A 16,947-nucleotide genomic window follows, 5' to 3' on the forward strand; every position below is an offset into this window, starting at 1 on the left:
AGGGAAGGTGATGACATGGAAAAAAAACGTGTCTACGAGTATGCAAACGAACACAAGATACCAAGTAAAACGGTGTTGGATAAAGCAAAACAATTGGGGATCGATTATCATAGCCATATGTCAACCATGGAAGACGGAGACATCAAAAAGTTGAACCAATCCATCTCTTCCCCTGCGGGAAACCAGGTTGCCAAGCCAAGTGCACCGCAAACCAATGCGACACAGAACAAGCAACCAGCAGACAACAAAAAGTCGCCTGCAACCGGAACACATAAACCTACTGATAAGAGTGAACTGAGGAAAAAAACAGACATGAAAGATAAACCATCGAATCCTTCTCCGAATCAAAAAAACGGTTCCGAAAATAAAGGACAAGCAAGAAACGCTTCAGAAAAGAATACAAATCGGCCGGCGCAAGCCACAAGCCAAGCTGGACAAAATCGTCCAAATACTAAAATGAATCGAGTTGACTCTGTTTCGCCAAACAAATCAAATGATAAACCAGTGCAGAAAACTGCAAACACTAATACTACTACTAATGCGCCAGCCAAATCAAGCCGTCCATCTTACGGTCAAAATTCAGGCGGATCCAATCCACGCAGTCAAGGAAATCAAGGGAGAGGCAATAATCCCTACAACAAAAATAAGCGCTCAAAATTCAAAAAAGGCGCCACCAAGCAAGGACCGGCAGTACCGCCACGCAAATTCCGCGAGTTACCGGAAACTTTCGTCTATACAGACGGCATGAATGTAATGGAAGTTGCCAAAAAACTGCACCGTGAACCAGCGGAAATCATCAAAAAATTATTCCTGATGGGCATCATGGTCACTCAAAACCAAGCATTAGGCAAAGACGCTTTGGAATTGTTGGCTACTGATTATGGCATCGAAGCCGAAGAAAAAGTCGTTCAGGATATTTCCGATTTGGACAGCTATTTCGAAATCGAAGAAAATCCGGAAGACTTAGTCTCAAGACCACCTGTTGTCACTATCATGGGTCACGTCGATCACGGTAAAACGACGCTTTTGGATTCACTGCGCAATACAAACGTAATCCAAACCGAAGCAGGCGGAATCACGCAACATATCGGCGCTTATCAGGTAAAAATCGATGGCAAGCCGATCACATTTTTGGATACACCTGGACATGCTGCCTTCACGACCATGCGTGCCCGCGGAGCGGATGTCACAGATATCACGATCATCGTTGTCGCAGCTGATGACGGTGTGATGCCACAGACAATCGAAGCTATCAGCCACGCAAAAGCGGCTGATGTTCCTATCATTGTTGCCGTGAATAAAATCGACAAACCGACTGCAAATCCAGATCGCGTTATGCAGGAACTATCCGACCAAGGTTTGGTTCCGGAAGCTTGGGGCGGCGAAACGATTTTCGTCAACATCTCAGCTAAGTTCGGTCAAGGGATCGAAGAATTGTTGGAAATGATTTTGTTGGTTGCTGAAGTCCAGGAATTGAAAGCTAATCCGAATCGTTTAGCGATCGGTTCCGTAATCGAAGCCCGTTTGGATAAATCCAAAGGACCGATTGCTACCGTGTTGGTGCAGTCAGGTACTTTGAAAATTGGCGATCCGATCGTAGTCGGTTATACTCATGGTCGCGTCCGCGTAATGACCAACGATCAAGGCAGACGCGTAAAAACGGCTGGACCTGCAATGCCTGTCGAAATCACAGGTTTGAATGCAGCACCGCAAGCCGGGGATCACTTTGTTGTCTTTGAAGATGAGAAGACAGCGCGTCAGGCCGGTGAAGAACGTGCGAAACGTGCCCTTATGGAACAACGTTCAACGCAGAATCGCGTGACTTTGGATAACTTGTTCTCCAGCTTGAAAGACGGAGAACTCAAAGATGTCAATGTCATCATCAAGGCTGACGTGCAAGGTTCAGTTGAAGCCTTGGCTGCGAGCTTACAAAAAATCGAGGTCGAAGGTGTCCGCGTCAAGATTGTTCACTCGGCGGCAGGCGCAATCAACGAGAGTGACGTTACCTTGGCGGCAGCCAGCAACGCGATCATGATCGGATTCAATGTCCGTCCGACTCCTCAGGCGAAAATCCAAGCGGACAGTGAAAATGTGGACATCCGTCTGCACCGTATCATCTACAACGCCATCGATGAAATCGAAACAGCGATGAAGGGCATGTTGGATCCTGAATTCGAAGAGCAAGTAACCGGTCAAGCGCTTATCCGTGAAACTTATAAAGTTTCTAAAGTCGGCACAATCGGTGGAGCTTTCGTAACGGATGGCTACATCGGAAGAAGCAGCAGTATCCGTATCATCCGCGACAACATCGTCATTTTCGACGGCAAACTTGCCAGCTTGAAGCGATTCAAGGATGATGCCAAAGAAGTTAAAAAAGGCTTCGAATGTGGTGTGATGATCGAAGATTACAATGATATCCGCATCGATGATGTCATCGAAGCATACCATATGGTTGAAATCAAGAAATAAATCGCAACAGCAATAAAGCAAGTGAGAGGTGAACCGATATGGCTAATTTCAGAGCCGGAAGAATAAAGCAAGAAATACAACGCGAAGTGAATGATATCCTGGCTAAGCGTGTAAAAGATCCGCGTGTTGCGAATGTGAACATCACTGATGTGGAAATCACCGGTGATTTGCAACAAGCAACCATCTATTACAGCACATTGTCGGAACTTGCCAGCGATCGTGAAAAAACGCAACTAGGATTGGATAAGGCTACTGGCCTTGTCCGCAAGGAACTAGGGACGCGTCTGACACTTTACAAGACACCAGAATTGATCTTCAAACGAGATGAATCGGTGGCTTACGGCAGCAAGATCGATGAATTGATCCGCAAGATGCACGAGGACGAAAAAAAATAGATTTCATATTTTCGCACTAAAAGACAGACACAACGATTGTAATGATCATTGTGTCTGTCTTTTTTTGCATAACGATCACAAATCAGCTCCTAAAGGCACATAAAATTGCCCGGAGTAGATTTTTGCGAGCGCATTGACTCCAGAATGCGTCGTTTGACTATACGTGCTTACAGATCAAATTTAGCGGGTTTTAGAGTTGGGTCCAATCTGTTCTAACCGAAATGCCATATATTGGAAAATGCAAAAGAAGGATATGGCAAAATTAAAAAAATATTCTGGACAGCTCCTGATTGCGGGAAGCAATCTGATTGGTTGGGATTTTCTAATCATTAAGTGGTGAAACTGCCATAAAGTCAACTGATCGCCAATTATCCATTTAATCGATCCGGCCTAGAGTATCGTACAAATTGCGAATGATGTGAAGGTAAAAATCCGTAAACCAAAAATGGAAGCGCTATATACGAATTATTTTGTGAATAATCGAATTAACATTAAGAAATTGCTATTGTAATTTGTTTCTAACTTTGCTTTAATAAAAGTTAAATATTACACAATGGGGAGATCCAAAAAATGATTGAATTTAAGAATGTCAACAAGTATTACGGCAGTTTCCACGCTTTGAAAAATATCAATGTCAGGTTTAATCAAGGAGAAGTGACCGTCATACTTGGTCCATCTGGTTCCGGTAAAAGCACCTTGATCCGCTGCATCAATGGATTGGAGGAAATATCCGAAGGCGAATTATTGATCGAAGGGGTTAATATCCACGACAAAAACACCAACATCAACTTGATCCGTCAGGAAGTCGGTATGGTGTTCCAGCATTTCAATTTATATCCGCATAAAACAGTGTTGGAAAATATCACTTTGGCTCCGATCTTCAAGTTGAAGAAATCCAAAACAGAGGCTATCGAGCAGGCCGAAAAACTTTTGGACAAAGTGCAGCTGTTGGATAAAAAGGACATGTATCCGAATCAGTTGTCCGGAGGGCAGAAACAGCGTGTCGCAATTGCGCGCGGTTTGGCAATGAATCCGAAAGTGCTGCTGTTTGATGAGCCGACTTCTGCACTGGACCCTGAAACGATTGGAGAGGTATTGAAGGTCATGTCGGACCTTGCCAAAGAGGGGATGACGATGATTGTGGTGACCCATGAAATGGGCTTTGCGCGCGAGGTTTCCGACCGTACGTTGTTCATGTCAGATGGCGAAATCCTGGAAGACCGCCCGAGCGAGTCCTTTTTCTTGGATCCTCAAGACGAACGAGCCAAGCAGTTCCTCAGCAAAGTTATCAACCACTAATTTAAAGTCGAAAATAAGGAGCAATGGTATGATGAAAGTTACGAAGAAAAAAGTGCTCTTGACAAGTGCGCTGTCGCTGCTTCTGATGAGCGGCTGCATGAAAGTTTCGGATAAAAGCGTGATGGAGCGCATAGAAAGCGGGGACAAGAAAATTGTCTGGGCCACCAACGTTACCACACCCTTAGTAGGGCAATTGAATGTAGAGACAGGTGAAGTAGCCGGGTATGATTCTGATGTTGCGCGCGCGCTGACTGAAGTGATCACTGGGTCTGCTGAAAATGCGGTTTTTGTTGAGGTATCTAGTCAGAACCGGGTGGCATTTGTAAAGAACAACATAGCGGATGCCGTCATCAGTACGATGACGATTACAGACGAAAGAGAAAAGCAAGTTGATTTTACGGACTCCTATTATATCGGCGGTCAAGCATTGATCGTGCCCGAGGACAGCGAAATCCAAGCGATCGAAGATTTGACTGCCGACACGATTGTCGCAGGAGCCAAAGGAACAACGATGATGATCAATATGAAGACGATTGCGCCGCAAGCCCCGACAAGGGAATATGACACGGAATCCGAAGCCTTTACGACTTTGATTGCCGGCCAAGCTGATGCCTACACATCCGACAATGTCGTTTTGATGGGGATGATGTCGAAAACGTCCGGTTTCCGATTTGCCGGCGGAAGAATCACCGATGAACCATACGGAATCGCGCTCAACGAGGATGAGGACGCATTCCGGGAAGCATTAAACGAAGCAATCGCAACCATTCGAGAAAACGGCACTTTAGCGGAAATCGAAGATAAGTGGTTCGGCGACTATTACTAAGGAGTGCGGGAAATGATTGAAATATTAACGGAGCATTATAGTACATTACTAACAGCTTTTTGGCACACTTTGGCCATCAGCATGGTTTCGATGCTGCTGAGTTTGCTTTTCGGAACCATTTTGGCCATGTTCCATGTTGCCAAGAACAAGACTTTGAATAAAATCAGCGGCTATTACGTGGAATGCTTCAAAAATATTCCGCTGCTGGTCATCACCATGTTTTTCTACATTGCCATTCCGATGGCGTTGGACATCAAAGTGAACGGAATGATTGCCGGGGCGATCGGCTTGGTCATCTACTCGACCTCGTTCATCGCGGAAATCGTGAGGACCGGAATCCAAGCGGTACCGGCCGGCCAGCTGGAAGCTGGGCTTGCTTCAGGCTTCTCCTACTGGGAAACGATGTACCATATCGTATTGCCGCAAGCTTTCAAAATCGTCATCCCGCCGTTAGGGAATCAATTCATTACCTTGGTGAAGGATTCCTCGGTTTTAGGCTTCGTAGCCGGAATGGATTTGATGTATTACGGGGACCTAATAGCAGGCGAAACATTCAATATGATGGGCTCCTATCTGGTCATCAGCATGTTCTATGTGATCATCACGCTGCCTTTGAATTACCTGATGGCGCATATTGAACGAAAAATGGAAATGGCATAGGGGGACAATGAAGATGTTTGATATTACAGGTGCCTTGTCAAATGGCAATTTTATTTATCTGATGAAGGGCGTAGGCAGCACACTATCTTTCTCCGTGCTGGCCATCGCAATCAGTTTCATCATCGGCTTAGGACTCGGGGTCATCCGTTACATGAAGGTTCCGGTCGCGTCGAATGCTCTCGGCTTCCTTATGGACGTCATCCGCAGCGTGCCTTTGCTCTTGATTATCGTGGTCTTCTATTTTGGTTTTCCGCAGTTAGGCTATCGTTTCAGTGCCTTTGGAGCGGCATTGATCGCCTTCGTTGTGTTCGAATCATGCATGATCGCAGAAATCGTACGCGCCGGACTGAAATCAGTCGCAGTGGGGCAAATGGAAGCGGGGCTTTCGACTGGGTTCACTTTTGCCGAGACGATGCGGCACATCATCATACCGCAAGGCGTCCGTTCGATGGTTCCGTCTTTGGTGTCGCAATTCATATCTTTGATCAAGGATACCTCCCTGACGACGATCATCTCGTTTTCGGAGCTGACTTACCGCTCAAAGATCATCTATTCGATGGATTCGGCCTATGTATTGCCGATGTACGTCATCATGGCTTTCCTGTACTGGATCATTTGCCACACGCTTTCGAAGGCTTCCAAACGCTTTGAAGTCGATTATTGATTCTACTTATTGAAAAAATGAAAAGAATAGGGTTCCGGGATAAAACCGGAATCCTATTCTTTTGTCTGCGTTTCCGTCTGATTGGGCGTCCCTGCTGCAATGTAGATGGCTTGTTTGTCCATCTGTTCCCAGGTCAGGATAAAGTTCTGCCGATCGACTTTCAAAAAAAATACGATTTTGATGTTAAAATAGGATTGACCTACCCTATCTTTATTGTCCATAATGATAAAAGTCAGATTGAAGAATAAATGGACAACAATAAAGTTGTCTGATGGAGGATATTATGATCTGGAGTAAGATGAAGCCGCTGCTGGAGAACTTCCTCGCGCCTGCGATGGCGGACAGAGTGGGGTACCTATCCACTAGCTACCGCTATTCACCCGATAAAAACGGCCAGTGCTGCATAGCCGTGGACAATAAAAAAATCTTCAACATGAAGGACGGAACGACTGGGATGAAGTGGTACCAGTCGGAACAGGATATCAAAAATGATCCCGCCGTCGTGATTCCGCTCAGCGAGGCCGAAATTGAGCATATCAGGCAGGAAACCGGCGGAAAAGTGCCGGAAGAACGGTTGGCAGTGATCGCGAGGGACCGCAAACTGTTGGCTTACGCGAAGGATACGATTGCCGCCCAAGTGGCTTTAAGCAAATCTGATTTCTACAAAACCGCAAATGTGTTTCTTACCCAACCCATCGAAGCCAGTCTTGCCAGTACGGATATATTATTGAATTGTTTGGCGTTGCTGGACAGGCGCATCGGCAAAAAGCGGATCATGGACATGGAAAAATCCGTAAAAATGAAGCATCCGATTGTGCAATACTTCTACAGCTTAAGACGCGCCACGATTTAGTGGCTGGTGCAGAAACAAAAAAGGAACCGCTCAAGCTAGTCAGCTGAGCGGTTCCTTTTTTGTTTCAGTAAAATCCGTTAATTAGTTTCAAACAATAATTGTGCCCGTTTCTTTTCGAACCTTTGGTAAATACCGCTGCCGAGAAGCCCGAAGAGAATCGGTCCAATGATCAGCAACAAGGCTTGGACATATTCTCCGGTATGGAACGGCTGATACACTTGGAAAGTGATGGCGATCAAGGTAGCCGTGCAGACGCTCAGCGAGCAAAGGTACCCTTGCCAGTGCGAAGCAATCAATGAATGCTTCAGCAGTCCAGGGTTCTTGATGCGATAGAACGGATAACTTGCGGCTACGACGAAATATGGAATGGCGCGGGCTACATTTGTCATATAGGTCAATTGATTGAATAATGCACCTAAAATGGTACTATTTAAAGATAATCCAATGATGCATACAGAAACAACCCCGGCTTGGATCCAAAGCGCCGTTTGCGGCATTTCTTTTTGATTGATTTTTGTCAGGAATTGCGGCCAGATTTCCTTTGGCGTTCCTTGAATCAAACTTTTTAACGGAGTGTAGGTGATGGACGACAACAACCCAATATAGGCCACGAACAAGGTAAAGGCAGTGTAGCGTATGAACGCTTGATAAAGGAACGTCTGAGCGGCTGCTGAAAGACCGAATGAAATGCTGATGTTATTGGCCAGGCTACCCATCAAGCCGTACATCAGATTCCCCAGGTGAAATTGATCGGTTTCGCGCAGCACATTCAGGTTGTTTGCGCCGCTCCAAAGCATGATGCCACCGAAATAGAGGACGACGATGATCGCGGCACTGATGATCAGCGCTTTTGGGAATTTCTTTCTTTGTTCGCCGGATTTGTCGACCAGGCTGGCGATTGTGTCGAGCCCGCCGAATGCGGTGATGGCGAAAATAAAGAAGGGCAACTGCGAAAGGAATGAGTCACTGGTTCCTTTGAAGAAACTCGGGGCGGCCAAACTCTGTTGCATGTTTTGCATGATGAGTTGCGGATTGTTCACCATCAGCAACAGGTTGCCAATCCCGGAAATGAGCAACAGACCGACCATTGCATAACTACTTGTCTTCAGAAATGAAAAGACGGCTTGGTGTCCACGGTTGATCACCCAAGTCATGCAGAATACGGCGAAAAGCGAGAGCACCATGATCCAGTACGCTGTGTCGATTCCGAACCATTGCTCGGCGGAGGTCAAATCCTGTCCGAAAAGCATGATGGTAAATGGAATCAACAATTTCATGAATAGGCTGATGATCCATGTGAAATAGCTGCAGTACCACAGGAAAGCCGTGATGAAGGCGACTTTGGGCGAAAAAGCATCTTTCAGCCAAGCATATATGCCACCGGTGCGATTCGAATAACTTCGCGTATATTCTGATACAATAAGGGCATAGGGGATAAAATAAAAAAACGCGCTGATCAAAAACCAAGGGAATGCTTTCAGACCCATCATGAAAAAAGAGGACGACATACTTGAAAAAGAGTATACTGTCATGACGATGATCAGAATCAGATTGAAAAATGATAGACTTTTGATTTGTTTCATAATAAACTCCTTAGTAAATAATTTACTTCCAACAATTGGTATCATCATAGTAACTTTTTGGATAAAGGGCAACAGAAATCCACAGATTTCGAAAAATATAGGGAATTGGAGTAGTGAACTATGTCACAAATGGATGTGTGGTTGGAAGAGCAAAGAAAGGAATGGCAGGCGGATTTTTTGGGTTTGGCCCAGGATGTTGCCCCGCCCTGCCAACAAACCGAATTGCGCTGGACGCATGTAGCCGGAAATACAAGTGATCACTACAAATCCATTCGCTTGCGGATCGGCAAGGGCATCGCTGGTGAAGTTTGGCGCACAGGCAGGGAACAACGCGCCACTGATATTCAATCAGACAGTCAAAATCTTTTGAAGTATCCAATCGCAAGGCTCGAGCAGCTAGATATGACAATCGGTATTCCGATAATGAAGAACGGCATCATCCGAGCAGTTTTGTTGCTGGGGTACCGCAAACCGATCGATTCCGATAGGCCAGACGTGGTTGCTGTCTATGCAGGTTTGCCAGGTTTAACGGCCCTGTTGGAAGAGGAGGGGCAAATAGATGACTAATCTGAAGGAACGCATTCCCCAATTTTTGCCCCAACCGACTTGGCTCATGGATGCTGACTATAATGTAGTCGAAAAAAATGCCCAGGCAGAAAAGTTCGAGAAAGATTATGTTGTTTTAATGGAATATGCGGTGCAGGTAGCCAAGGGCACTTGTTGCGCTTTCCATACCGATAAAACAGCATGCAAAAACTGTCCGCTCGAGAATAAATGGGCTGCCTCGGATGGTTTTCCCATTACTTTTATGGGCCGCGACGGGGTGTCTTATGAATTTTTCGGAAAACTTGTAAAAAGGGAACACCATTGGATTCTCGAGATCCGCTATATCGATAAACCCTTCGAATCGGAGGGAAAAAGCATGCTGACATACTTGAACGAAGCACGAGAGAGTGAGCAAAAAAGGATTGCGCGCGAACTCCATGATGGGATTGCCCAGAGCATCTACAGCTTGATGCTTGAAACGAGAGGGCTGAAGTGGACGCCTATTGAAGATCATCAGCAAAAGCTTCAAGCAATCGACCGTCATTTCGCGGACGTATTATTGGAAATCAAAAGTTTGGCTACCGAATTGCGACCGAGCATTTTGGATGATGTCGGGATTATCCCGGCGATAAATCAGTTTGTCGAACAGACAATGGAAATGACAGGATTCGTCATCCATGTTAACGTTGACGGGGAGCGGAATGCTCTCACCGGACGAGGGAATGTTGTCATCTACCGCAGTATTCAAGAGGCAATCTCAAATGCTTTGAAATATTCCGGAGTGAACGAAGCGAGCCTCACCCTTAATTTTGGCCAAGAGGAACTGCGTGTCACGATTGCGGACGAAGGTAAAGGGTTTATTTACGATCCTTATCATCTCGGATTCGGTCTGCTGAATTTGCGGGAACGCGCCCACTCTGTAGGTGGAAAAATAGAAGTCGATACAGGTATAGAAAAAGGGACACGCATCACCATGAGCGTGCCTTATAAGGAGGGGTTGGCATGAAAATCATTATTGCAGACGATCATGCACTGGTGCGTAACGCGCTGACCTTCATGTTGAACGCGCAACCGGACATGGAAGTCGTCGGGGACGCCGCTGACGGCAATGAAGTTTTCATGAAGCTGGAAAATACGCTGGCGGATCTGGTGTTGATGGACATCAGCATGCCTCCAGGGGAAAACGGTTTGCATACAACGCGTCGGATCAAAGAAACGCATCCGGATGTCAAAGTGATTGTCTTGACGATGCATGATGAGGAAAGTTACGTGAGGGAAGCTTTGAATGCGGGAGCTGATGGTTTCATCCTCAAAAGCACAACCGACGACATCTTATTGGACGGCATCCGGAAAGTCCATGCCAATCAACGTTACTACAGTGGCTATCCAAGCGACAGGTTGGATGAGATGGATACGTTTGAGGGCGACAGTCTTTACGCGAGTCTTTCGAAACGTGAAAAAGAAGTCCTTCCGCTCGTCGCTTTAGGGCACAACAATCGGGAAATAGCCGAAAAACTGTACATTTCCGTCAAAACGGTAGAAGTCCATAAAGCAAACATCAGGAAAAAACTGAAGGTCGACAGTTACGCCGATCTTTTGCGTTATAGTGTGAAAAACCATCTGGTCGATTTCTAGGAGGAATAAGATGAAAATCGGAATTATATACGTGCTTCACGGCAGAAAAACCAGCATACCTCAAAAACTTTTTGATATCGTCAAAGATTTCAGTGACAGCTTGGATCTGCCCCAAGCGATCGGAATGCTGGAAGGGCAACAACAGACATTGGAGGACGCAATCCAAGAGGTGGAAAAACAAAAGGTGGACAAAATCATTGTTGTTCCTGTTCTGCTTTTCCCGGCCACGCACGCCCGCGAGGATATCCCGCAGCGCATGCAGTCATGCGCTGCGGTTCCGTTTGAAATCAGCGAGACACTGGGGACGACGAGAGCAATCTATGACTGGTTGAAAGACCGGTTGCAGGAAGCCGCCGAGAGCCACCCTACGTTCCCGGTCATGTTGGTCGCGCACGGCACGACCCATTATCCTGAACCCGGCGAACAACTAAATAGGATCGCGTCGGCTTTGAGCTCCGATTTGGGGCGCGAAGTTTACGCGACCAATCATTTGGGGGAACCGCATTATCAGGCGATTTCCGGAGAAGACCCCTTCATCATCCAAAGGCTGTTCTTTACAGACGGCTATTTGGCCAAAAAAATAGGATTCTGGTTCGAAAAAAATCGGCCTCAGGATGTGCTGCTGGAGCAGTTGCTCGATTCGGAGGCAGTCCATAAGGCCCTTAAGGAACGGTTGGAGGATGCTGGATGTATCCGATGATGGTCGACATCAGCAAACGGAAAGTCGTGGTGGTAGGCGGCGGCAAGATTGCTACGCGGAAATTGAAGGAATTGATTCTTTGCGGCGCTAAGCCGACCATCATCGCCCCTGCCGTCAGTCCGGAAATCCAGGAGTGGGCAGCAAGTGGCAAAGCAATACTGGTCGGACGCGCCTACCAAACCGGCGATCTATCAGGGGCGAATTTCATTTTCATCTGCACGGATCATCCGGCAACAAACAAAGCGGTACGATCGGACGCCGGTCCGCATCAGCTCCTTAATGATACGACCGACCACAGCAACAGCGACTTCATCAATCTCGCGACGCTGCGCCAAGATGACTATCTCGTGGCTGTCTCCACCTACGGGAACGACCCGCGGAAAGCCAAACAGATACTTCATGAAATAGCCGAAAAAATAGCTGAAAACACAAATCCGACTCAAGCCTAGTGCTTGAGTTTTTTTGTTACGGCGGGAGCTTTGCGGAGCGGTGACGACCACGGGAAACCAGGTGGTACGATACTGTACCTCCGACGAGCGCCGCTTCGCAGGGGGTCACGACTCTTTTACGGGCGGTACGCCGGCGAAGGCTGCTTAATCGGAGCTGAACATGGTGAAAAACGGCCTAACTCCGGCCGGCTTGCCTTTAACCGGAGTTAGGCAAATTGGGCCGGATCCAGATTGCTCCTTTTGTTCCTCCGTTGCGCCCGCGCACAACATTTTTTGTCCAAAATATGGCATCCCTCAAAACATAGGCGTTTCCCTAATATTAAATGATTCCTAAAACCTTTATTGTGAATTTTATAACAACGAATAGAAGAGGGTGCGCAAATGAGAGAACAGTTGGTCTTGATCGGAAACGGTATGGCAGGGGTTCGTTTGGTTGAAGAGATTCGGGAAAGGGATCCGGAACGGTATGATATCACCATCATCGGGAAGGAATGCTACCCGAATTACAATCGTATCATGCTATCCAATGTGTTGCAGAATAAAATGACGGTGGATGAAATCATCACCAATCCTTATACATGGTACGAAGAGAACAATATCACGCTGATCAATGAAGATCCGGCGGTCGGCGTCGATACAGCGAACAAACTTGTCACAAGCGAAAAAGGGCTGAAAATCCCTTACGATAAATTGGTTTTTGCCACAGGTTCCCATCCGTTCATTTTGCCAATACCCGGTTCGCAGAAGGATGGAGTAGTCGCTTTCCGAACCATCGATGATACAGCTGAAATGATGGAAGCTGCAGGCAAGTACAAGAAAGCTGTCGTCATCGGCGGCGGATTGCTTGGGTTGGAAGCCGCAAAAGGCCTTCAGCTGCAGGGAATGGATGTCACAGTAGTCCATTTGGCAAAATGGTTGATGGAAACACAGTTGGATGAAAGAGCCGGAAAATTATTGCAGGGCGATCTGGAGGCACAGGGATTGAAATTCCTGCTGGAATATGCGACAACCGAAATATTGGGTGACGCGCGCGTCACCGGCCTGCGCTTCAAGGACGGAACCACGCTCGATACGGATCTTGTCGTCATGTCGATCGGTATCCGACCAGCTGCCGAGTTGGCGCGCGAAGCCGGTCTGGAAGTGAACCGCGGTCTTGTCGTGAATGACTTCATGGAAACCAATTTGCCTTCAATCTACGGAATCGGTGAATGTGTCGAGCATGACGGGAAAACCTACGGATTGGTGGCCCCTTTATTTGAACAGGGGAAAGTGCTTGCCGACGTATTGACCGGCATCGAAGCCAAACCATACCAAGGTTCCAAGACGTTCACTTCCTTGAAAGTTTCTGGATGCGATCTGTATTCGGCCGGGAACATTATGGAGACTGAAGGCATGCAGAGCATCGAAGCCTTTGATGGCGTCAACCGGAACTACAAAAAAGTGTTCATCAAGGACAACCGCATCGAGGGCATCGTCCTCTACGGCGAAACAGCTGACGGCAACCGATACTACAACATGATGAAAAAAGGCCAGGAAATCGCTGATCTGCAATCCATCGCGATCTTGCAAGCCGTAGGTGAAGACGCAGTCAGTGATGACGTCGTTGCTTGGGATGATGAAGAGACCGTCTGCGGCTGCAATGGCGTCACGAAAGGCGACATCATCAGAGGCATCCGCGATAAAGGATTAACGAATGTGGCTGAAGTCGGCAAAGTAACCAAAGCCGGGACCAGTTGCGGGAAATGCAAACCGCAGATCCAAACTTTGTTGGAGCATGAACTGGGCGAGGGCGTCACAGCTTCAACCGGCATCTGTTCCTGCACGGATTTGAACAGGGACCAGGTCATGACACAGATCTATGCGAAGCATCTGACGACCAGCTCGGATGTATTCAAGGAACTTCATTTCGCAAATCCTGAGGGTTGCGCGAAATGCAGACCGGCAGTCAATTTCTACTTGAATGTCGCCTTCCCCACTGAACATAAAGATGAACGCCAATCACGCTACGTGAATGAGCGGATGCATGCCAATATCCAAAAGGACGGAACGTTCTCGGTCATTCCGAGAATGAGGGGCGGCCAGACGAATCCGCAGCAATTGCTGCAGATCGCCAAAGTAGCCGAAAAATACAGCGTGCCATTGGTGAAAGTCACAGGCAGCCAACGGATCGGCCTTTACGGCGTCAAGAAGCAGGACCTCCCGGCCATCTGGAAAGAATTGGACATGGTTTCTGCGCAAGCCTATGCGAAAGCCTTCCGCTCGGTCAAAACCTGCGTCGGCAAGAACTTCTGCAGATTCGGCACCCAGGATTCGATGGGGCTGGGCATCAAACTGGAAGAACGCTTTGAGTTCATCGACACACCGCACAAATTCAAAGTCGGCGTATCGGCTTGTCCGCGCAGTTGCGTAGAATCCGGCGTGAAGGATTTCGGCATCATCTGTGTGGAAAACGGCTATCAGATCTATATCGGCGGAAATGGCGGTACTGAAGTCAAAGAAGCGCTGCTGCTTACGACAGTGGAAACGGAAGAAGAAGTCATCGAATATTGCGGCGCTTTGCTTCAGTACTATCGCGAAACAGGCATTTATGCCGAAAGGACCGCACCATGGATGGAACGCTTAGGATTTGAAGCTGTCAAACATATCCTGAGCGATGCTGAAAAACGGAAAGACTTGATTGAGGCACTGGATGTGGCAACAGCAGTGAAACGGAAAGATCCATGGCATGAAATTGTCGGCGATCGCGACATCCAGGAAAAATTGTATTCGATTGACAGAAGAGAACTTGTGACGGTGGGTGATTAAGATGACAGAAAAAATATTATTGACAACAACAAACGCCTTGCTTCCGCAAATCGGACGCTCCGTATCAATCGGGAATAAAAAGATAGCCCTGTTCCAACTATCCGACGGCCGCATCACAGCCATCGAAGATTTTTGTCCGCTGACAAATGGGCCTGTACTGGAAGGGATTGTATCAGGGGAATATCTCTACGAACCACTGCGGGATTATAAAATTTCCTTGCTGGACGGGCGCATCCAGGATCCAGATGAAGGCCACTTAAAGGTGTATGAGCTGTTGCTTGAAGACGGGAACATATACTTGAAGGGCGCTTCCTTATGATCCATTTCGTCGGCGCCGGACCGGGCGATCCGGAATTGATGACTGCCAAAGGTGTGCGGCTGTTGCAGCATGCCGATGCGGTCATCTATGACCGGCTGGTTAATCCATTGTTGCTCTTTCATTGCAAGGAGGATTGCCTTTTCATCTATGTCGGCAAAACACCTGATCGAAAATCGATCAAACAAGCAGAAATCAATGCGAAACTGATCGAAACCGCCGGCACCAATGACTGTGTCGTACGTCTGAAAGGCGGCGATCCAGCCATCTTCGGGCGTCTGACCGAAGAATTGGAGGCTTGCCAAGCTGCGGGCTTCGGTTTCGACATCACGCCAGGAATCACTGCCGCCAGCGGCACAGCCAGCTACAGCGGCATTTCGCTGACGCAAAGAGGCGTAGCCACTTCGGTGACTTTCACTACCGGCAGACTGATCGATAACGAGAAAAACACTTTCCGGCAATTATTGAATGGCCAGACCGTCTGCCTTTATATGGGCATCGAGGCGCTCGACCGCTTCGTGGAGGCGGCCCTTGCGCAAGGGATGCAAGCGGAAATGCCCGTCCTGATCGCGCAATGGGGGACATACGGCAGGCAGTCGAAAATTCAAGGAACGCTTATGGACATCAGGCAAAAAATCAGCGATACAAAAATCGAAAACCCGGCCATGATCATCCTTGGGGAAGTCGTCCACGCCGGGGAACGCTTCGACTGGTTTTCGGACTTGCCGGAAAAAGGCGAAGCTAAGCTTTATGTCTCAACCCGGAAGCCGGCTATGGAAGCCTTGCTGGAACAGACGCAAAGAGGCGCGGATGTCTGGTGGCTGCAAGTAGGCGATGGGCGGGACCGCCGCTTTGATGCAGTAAACAGCCACTACTTGGCAGAACAGCAATTCGAGACCATCATTTTTGATGATGCAGCAGCAAAAAATATATATGAATCGGAAAAGGTGAAGCCATTATGGGAGCGTTGAGCCCGAAAGAATTATTAGAAGAAGCCATTCTAAGAGGCAAACATAAAACCGAGTACACTTTCATCACGATGGCTACATTGGGCATCATGGCGGGTGTCTTCATCGGGCTGGCGGGTGTTGCCATGATCCGCACGATGGGATCGATGCCGGCTGAATGGGGTACGCTCGTCAATTTATTTGGAGCGATGGTTTTCCCGGTCGGACTCATCTGCCTACTATTGGTGGGTGGTGAATTGGTGACAGGGAATATGTTGTCCGTATCACTCGCATTGTTCGCAAAAGAAATATCCGGGAAATCATGGCTGAAGAACATGGCGGTCGTCACACTCTTCAACCTGATTGGAGCCCTTTTTGTAGCCTACTTCTTTGGCTATCTGTCCGGTACGCTGCAAGGCGCGTTTGTCGATAGGACGATTGCTGTTGCCAGAGGACGGATCGATGTAGCACCCCCGCAACTGTTCTTCTCTTCGGTTGCTTGCAATATTTTGGTCTGCACGGGCGTTTACATGAATTATGCAGCCAAGGATTTCATTGGGAAAATCTTCGGTACGTTTCTGCCGATCATGGCTTTTGTGATCGCTGGCTATCAGCATGTCGTCGCAAACATGTTCTTGATTCCGGCAGGGATTTTTGCCGGTGGGGCGACTTGGGGGGAATTTATGCTGAACATCAGCATCGTCTGGATCGGAAATCTGGTAGGAGGCGGTTTCTTCATGGGCGGACTCTATTTCTTGGCATACAGAATCGGTATGCAAAAGTAACGATATCCGTTTGAT

General features: G+C 47.7%; 18 protein-coding genes. 16 read left to right on the forward strand and 2 right to left on the reverse strand.

All coding sequences use genetic code 11. From position 1 onward, the window contains the following. Positions 1 to 15: 15 nt before the first annotated feature. From infB to C7R56_RS03530, 6 genes are all read left to right on the forward strand, one after another. Complete coding sequence (gene infB / locus C7R56_RS03505; protein WP_107995209.1) at positions 16 to 2,469, forward strand: translation initiation factor IF-2; 2,454 nt, start codon at positions 16 to 18, stop codon at positions 2,467 to 2,469. Positions 2,470 to 2,507: 38 nt separating this feature from the next. Next, positions 2,508 to 2,864, forward strand: coding sequence for a 30S ribosome-binding factor RbfA (rbfA, locus tag C7R56_RS03510; protein WP_086627880.1), 357 nt, complete (start codon positions 2,508 to 2,510; stop codon positions 2,862 to 2,864). Positions 2,865 to 3,434: 570 nt separating this feature from the next. Then, on the forward strand, positions 3,435 to 4,163 hold the full coding sequence (locus C7R56_RS03515; RefSeq protein WP_107995210.1) for an amino acid ABC transporter ATP-binding protein: 729 nt from the start codon (positions 3,435 to 3,437) through the stop codon (positions 4,161 to 4,163). A gap of 28 nt (positions 4,164 to 4,191) precedes the next feature. Continuing rightward, the gene (locus tag C7R56_RS03520) at positions 4,192 to 4,989 is read left to right on the forward strand and encodes a transporter substrate-binding domain-containing protein (RefSeq protein WP_159072143.1); all 798 of its coding nucleotides are present in this window, start codon (positions 4,192 to 4,194) and stop codon (positions 4,987 to 4,989) included. Positions 4,990 to 5,001: 12 nt separating this feature from the next. Further along, complete coding sequence (locus tag C7R56_RS03525) at positions 5,002 to 5,649, forward strand: amino acid ABC transporter permease (protein ID WP_107995212.1); 648 nt, start codon at positions 5,002 to 5,004, stop codon at positions 5,647 to 5,649. A gap of 7 nt (positions 5,650 to 5,656) precedes the next feature. Next, positions 5,657 to 6,313, forward strand: a complete 657-nt coding sequence (locus C7R56_RS03530) for an amino acid ABC transporter permease (protein WP_107995213.1) — start codon at positions 5,657 to 5,659, stop codon at positions 6,311 to 6,313. Between the two features lie 53 nt (positions 6,314 to 6,366). On the opposite strand, the gene C7R56_RS09010 is transcribed toward C7R56_RS03530, so the two are convergent. Beyond that, positions 6,367 to 6,534, reverse strand: coding sequence for a hypothetical protein (locus C7R56_RS09010; protein WP_159072144.1), 168 nt, complete (start codon positions 6,532 to 6,534; stop codon positions 6,367 to 6,369). Between the two features lie 62 nt (positions 6,535 to 6,596). Here C7R56_RS09010 and C7R56_RS03540 point away from each other — a divergent pair, with 62 nt between their 5' ends. Then, on the forward strand, positions 6,597 to 7,166 hold the full coding sequence (locus C7R56_RS03540; protein ID WP_107995215.1) for an SF0329 family protein: 570 nt from the start codon (positions 6,597 to 6,599) through the stop codon (positions 7,164 to 7,166). 77 nt (positions 7,167 to 7,243) lie between these two features. Here C7R56_RS03540 and C7R56_RS03545 read toward each other — a convergent pair whose 3' ends face one another. Then, positions 7,244 to 8,749, reverse strand: coding sequence for an amino acid permease (locus tag C7R56_RS03545; RefSeq protein WP_107995216.1), 1,506 nt, complete (start codon positions 8,747 to 8,749; stop codon positions 7,244 to 7,246). 120 nt (positions 8,750 to 8,869) lie between these two features. Between C7R56_RS03545 and C7R56_RS03550 the strand changes: the two genes are divergently transcribed. The 9 genes from C7R56_RS03550 to C7R56_RS03590 all read left to right on the forward strand — a co-directional run bounded on the left by C7R56_RS03550 (position 8,870) and on the right by C7R56_RS03590 (position 16,932). After that, positions 8,870 to 9,316, forward strand: a complete 447-nt coding sequence (locus C7R56_RS03550) for a GAF domain-containing protein (RefSeq protein ID WP_107995217.1) — start codon at positions 8,870 to 8,872, stop codon at positions 9,314 to 9,316. Then, positions 9,309 to 10,301 carry a sensor histidine kinase gene (locus C7R56_RS03555; RefSeq protein WP_107995218.1) on the forward strand — a complete coding sequence of 331 codons (993 nt, stop codon included), beginning with the start codon at positions 9,309 to 9,311 and terminating at the stop codon, positions 10,299 to 10,301. The genes C7R56_RS03550 and C7R56_RS03555 overlap by 8 nt, the downstream gene beginning before the upstream one ends. Then, complete coding sequence (locus C7R56_RS03560; protein WP_107995219.1) at positions 10,298 to 10,930, forward strand: response regulator; 633 nt, start codon at positions 10,298 to 10,300, stop codon at positions 10,928 to 10,930. Before C7R56_RS03555 ends, C7R56_RS03560 begins: the two co-directional genes overlap by 4 nt. Before the next feature lie 10 nt (positions 10,931 to 10,940). Then, the gene (locus tag C7R56_RS03565) at positions 10,941 to 11,630 is read left to right on the forward strand and encodes a sirohydrochlorin chelatase (protein WP_107995220.1); all 690 of its coding nucleotides are present in this window, start codon (positions 10,941 to 10,943) and stop codon (positions 11,628 to 11,630) included. Further along, a complete protein-coding gene (locus tag C7R56_RS03570) occupies positions 11,618 to 12,079 on the forward strand; it encodes a precorrin-2 dehydrogenase/sirohydrochlorin ferrochelatase family protein (protein ID WP_107995221.1) in 462 nt (153 codons plus the stop codon). Before C7R56_RS03565 ends, C7R56_RS03570 begins: the two co-directional genes overlap by 13 nt. A gap of 381 nt (positions 12,080 to 12,460) precedes the next feature. Next, a complete protein-coding gene (gene nirB, locus C7R56_RS03575; RefSeq protein ID WP_107995222.1) occupies positions 12,461 to 14,884 on the forward strand; it encodes a nitrite reductase large subunit NirB in 2,424 nt (807 codons plus the stop codon). Between the two features lies 1 nt (position 14,885). Next, on the forward strand, positions 14,886 to 15,203 hold the full coding sequence (locus C7R56_RS03580) for a nitrite reductase (NAD(P)H) small subunit (RefSeq protein WP_107995223.1): 318 nt from the start codon (positions 14,886 to 14,888) through the stop codon (positions 15,201 to 15,203). Then, positions 15,200 to 16,171, forward strand: coding sequence for a uroporphyrinogen-III C-methyltransferase (cobA, locus tag C7R56_RS03585; RefSeq protein ID WP_107995224.1), 972 nt, complete (start codon positions 15,200 to 15,202; stop codon positions 16,169 to 16,171). The genes C7R56_RS03580 and cobA overlap by 4 nt, the downstream gene beginning before the upstream one ends. Then, entirely contained in the window at positions 16,159 to 16,932 is a 774-nt protein-coding gene (locus C7R56_RS03590; RefSeq protein ID WP_107995225.1) for a formate/nitrite transporter family protein, read from the forward strand. The genes cobA and C7R56_RS03590 overlap by 13 nt, the downstream gene beginning before the upstream one ends. Positions 16,933 to 16,947 lie beyond the last annotated feature (15 nt).

Origin of the sequence: Trichococcus paludicola (genome assembly GCF_003052295.1) — a bacterium.
Classification (GTDB): Bacteria; Bacillota; Bacilli; order Lactobacillales; family Aerococcaceae; genus Trichococcus; species Trichococcus paludicola.

What these genes read in the sequence shown, in the direction of transcription:
- C7R56_RS03545 (WP_107995216.1), bottom strand. Translation starts at nt 8,749, where the DNA reads ATGAAACAAATCAAAAGTCTATCATTTTTCAATCTGATTCTGATCATC.
- rbfA (WP_086627880.1), top strand. Translation starts at nt 2,508, where the DNA reads ATGGCTAATTTCAGAGCCGGAAGAATAAAGCAAGAAATACAACGCGAA.
- C7R56_RS03580 (WP_107995223.1), top strand. Translation starts at nt 14,886, where the DNA reads ATGACAGAAAAAATATTATTGACAACAACAAACGCCTTGCTTCCGCAA.
- infB (WP_107995209.1), top strand. Translation starts at nt 16, where the DNA reads ATGGAAAAAAAACGTGTCTACGAGTATGCAAACGAACACAAGATACCA.
- C7R56_RS03550 (WP_107995217.1), top strand. Translation starts at nt 8,870, where the DNA reads ATGTCACAAATGGATGTGTGGTTGGAAGAGCAAAGAAAGGAATGGCAG.
- C7R56_RS03540 (WP_107995215.1), top strand. Translation starts at nt 6,597, where the DNA reads ATGATCTGGAGTAAGATGAAGCCGCTGCTGGAGAACTTCCTCGCGCCT.
- C7R56_RS03555 (WP_107995218.1), top strand. Translation starts at nt 9,309, where the DNA reads ATGACTAATCTGAAGGAACGCATTCCCCAATTTTTGCCCCAACCGACT.
- C7R56_RS03530 (WP_107995213.1), top strand. Translation starts at nt 5,657, where the DNA reads ATGAAGATGTTTGATATTACAGGTGCCTTGTCAAATGGCAATTTTATT.
- C7R56_RS09010 (WP_159072144.1), bottom strand. Translation starts at nt 6,534, where the DNA reads ATGGACAATAAAGATAGGGTAGGTCAATCCTATTTTAACATCAAAATC.
- C7R56_RS03560 (WP_107995219.1), top strand. Translation starts at nt 10,298, where the DNA reads ATGAAAATCATTATTGCAGACGATCATGCACTGGTGCGTAACGCGCTG.
- C7R56_RS03515 (WP_107995210.1), top strand. Translation starts at nt 3,435, where the DNA reads ATGATTGAATTTAAGAATGTCAACAAGTATTACGGCAGTTTCCACGCT.
- C7R56_RS03590 (WP_107995225.1), top strand. Translation starts at nt 16,159, where the DNA reads ATGGGAGCGTTGAGCCCGAAAGAATTATTAGAAGAAGCCATTCTAAGA.
- cobA (WP_107995224.1), top strand. Translation starts at nt 15,200, where the DNA reads ATGATCCATTTCGTCGGCGCCGGACCGGGCGATCCGGAATTGATGACT.
- C7R56_RS03565 (WP_107995220.1), top strand. Translation starts at nt 10,941, where the DNA reads ATGAAAATCGGAATTATATACGTGCTTCACGGCAGAAAAACCAGCATA.
- C7R56_RS03520 (WP_159072143.1), top strand. Translation starts at nt 4,192, where the DNA reads ATGATGAAAGTTACGAAGAAAAAAGTGCTCTTGACAAGTGCGCTGTCG.
- nirB (WP_107995222.1), top strand. Translation starts at nt 12,461, where the DNA reads ATGAGAGAACAGTTGGTCTTGATCGGAAACGGTATGGCAGGGGTTCGT.
- C7R56_RS03570 (WP_107995221.1), top strand. Translation starts at nt 11,618, where the DNA reads ATGTATCCGATGATGGTCGACATCAGCAAACGGAAAGTCGTGGTGGTA.
- C7R56_RS03525 (WP_107995212.1), top strand. Translation starts at nt 5,002, where the DNA reads ATGATTGAAATATTAACGGAGCATTATAGTACATTACTAACAGCTTTT.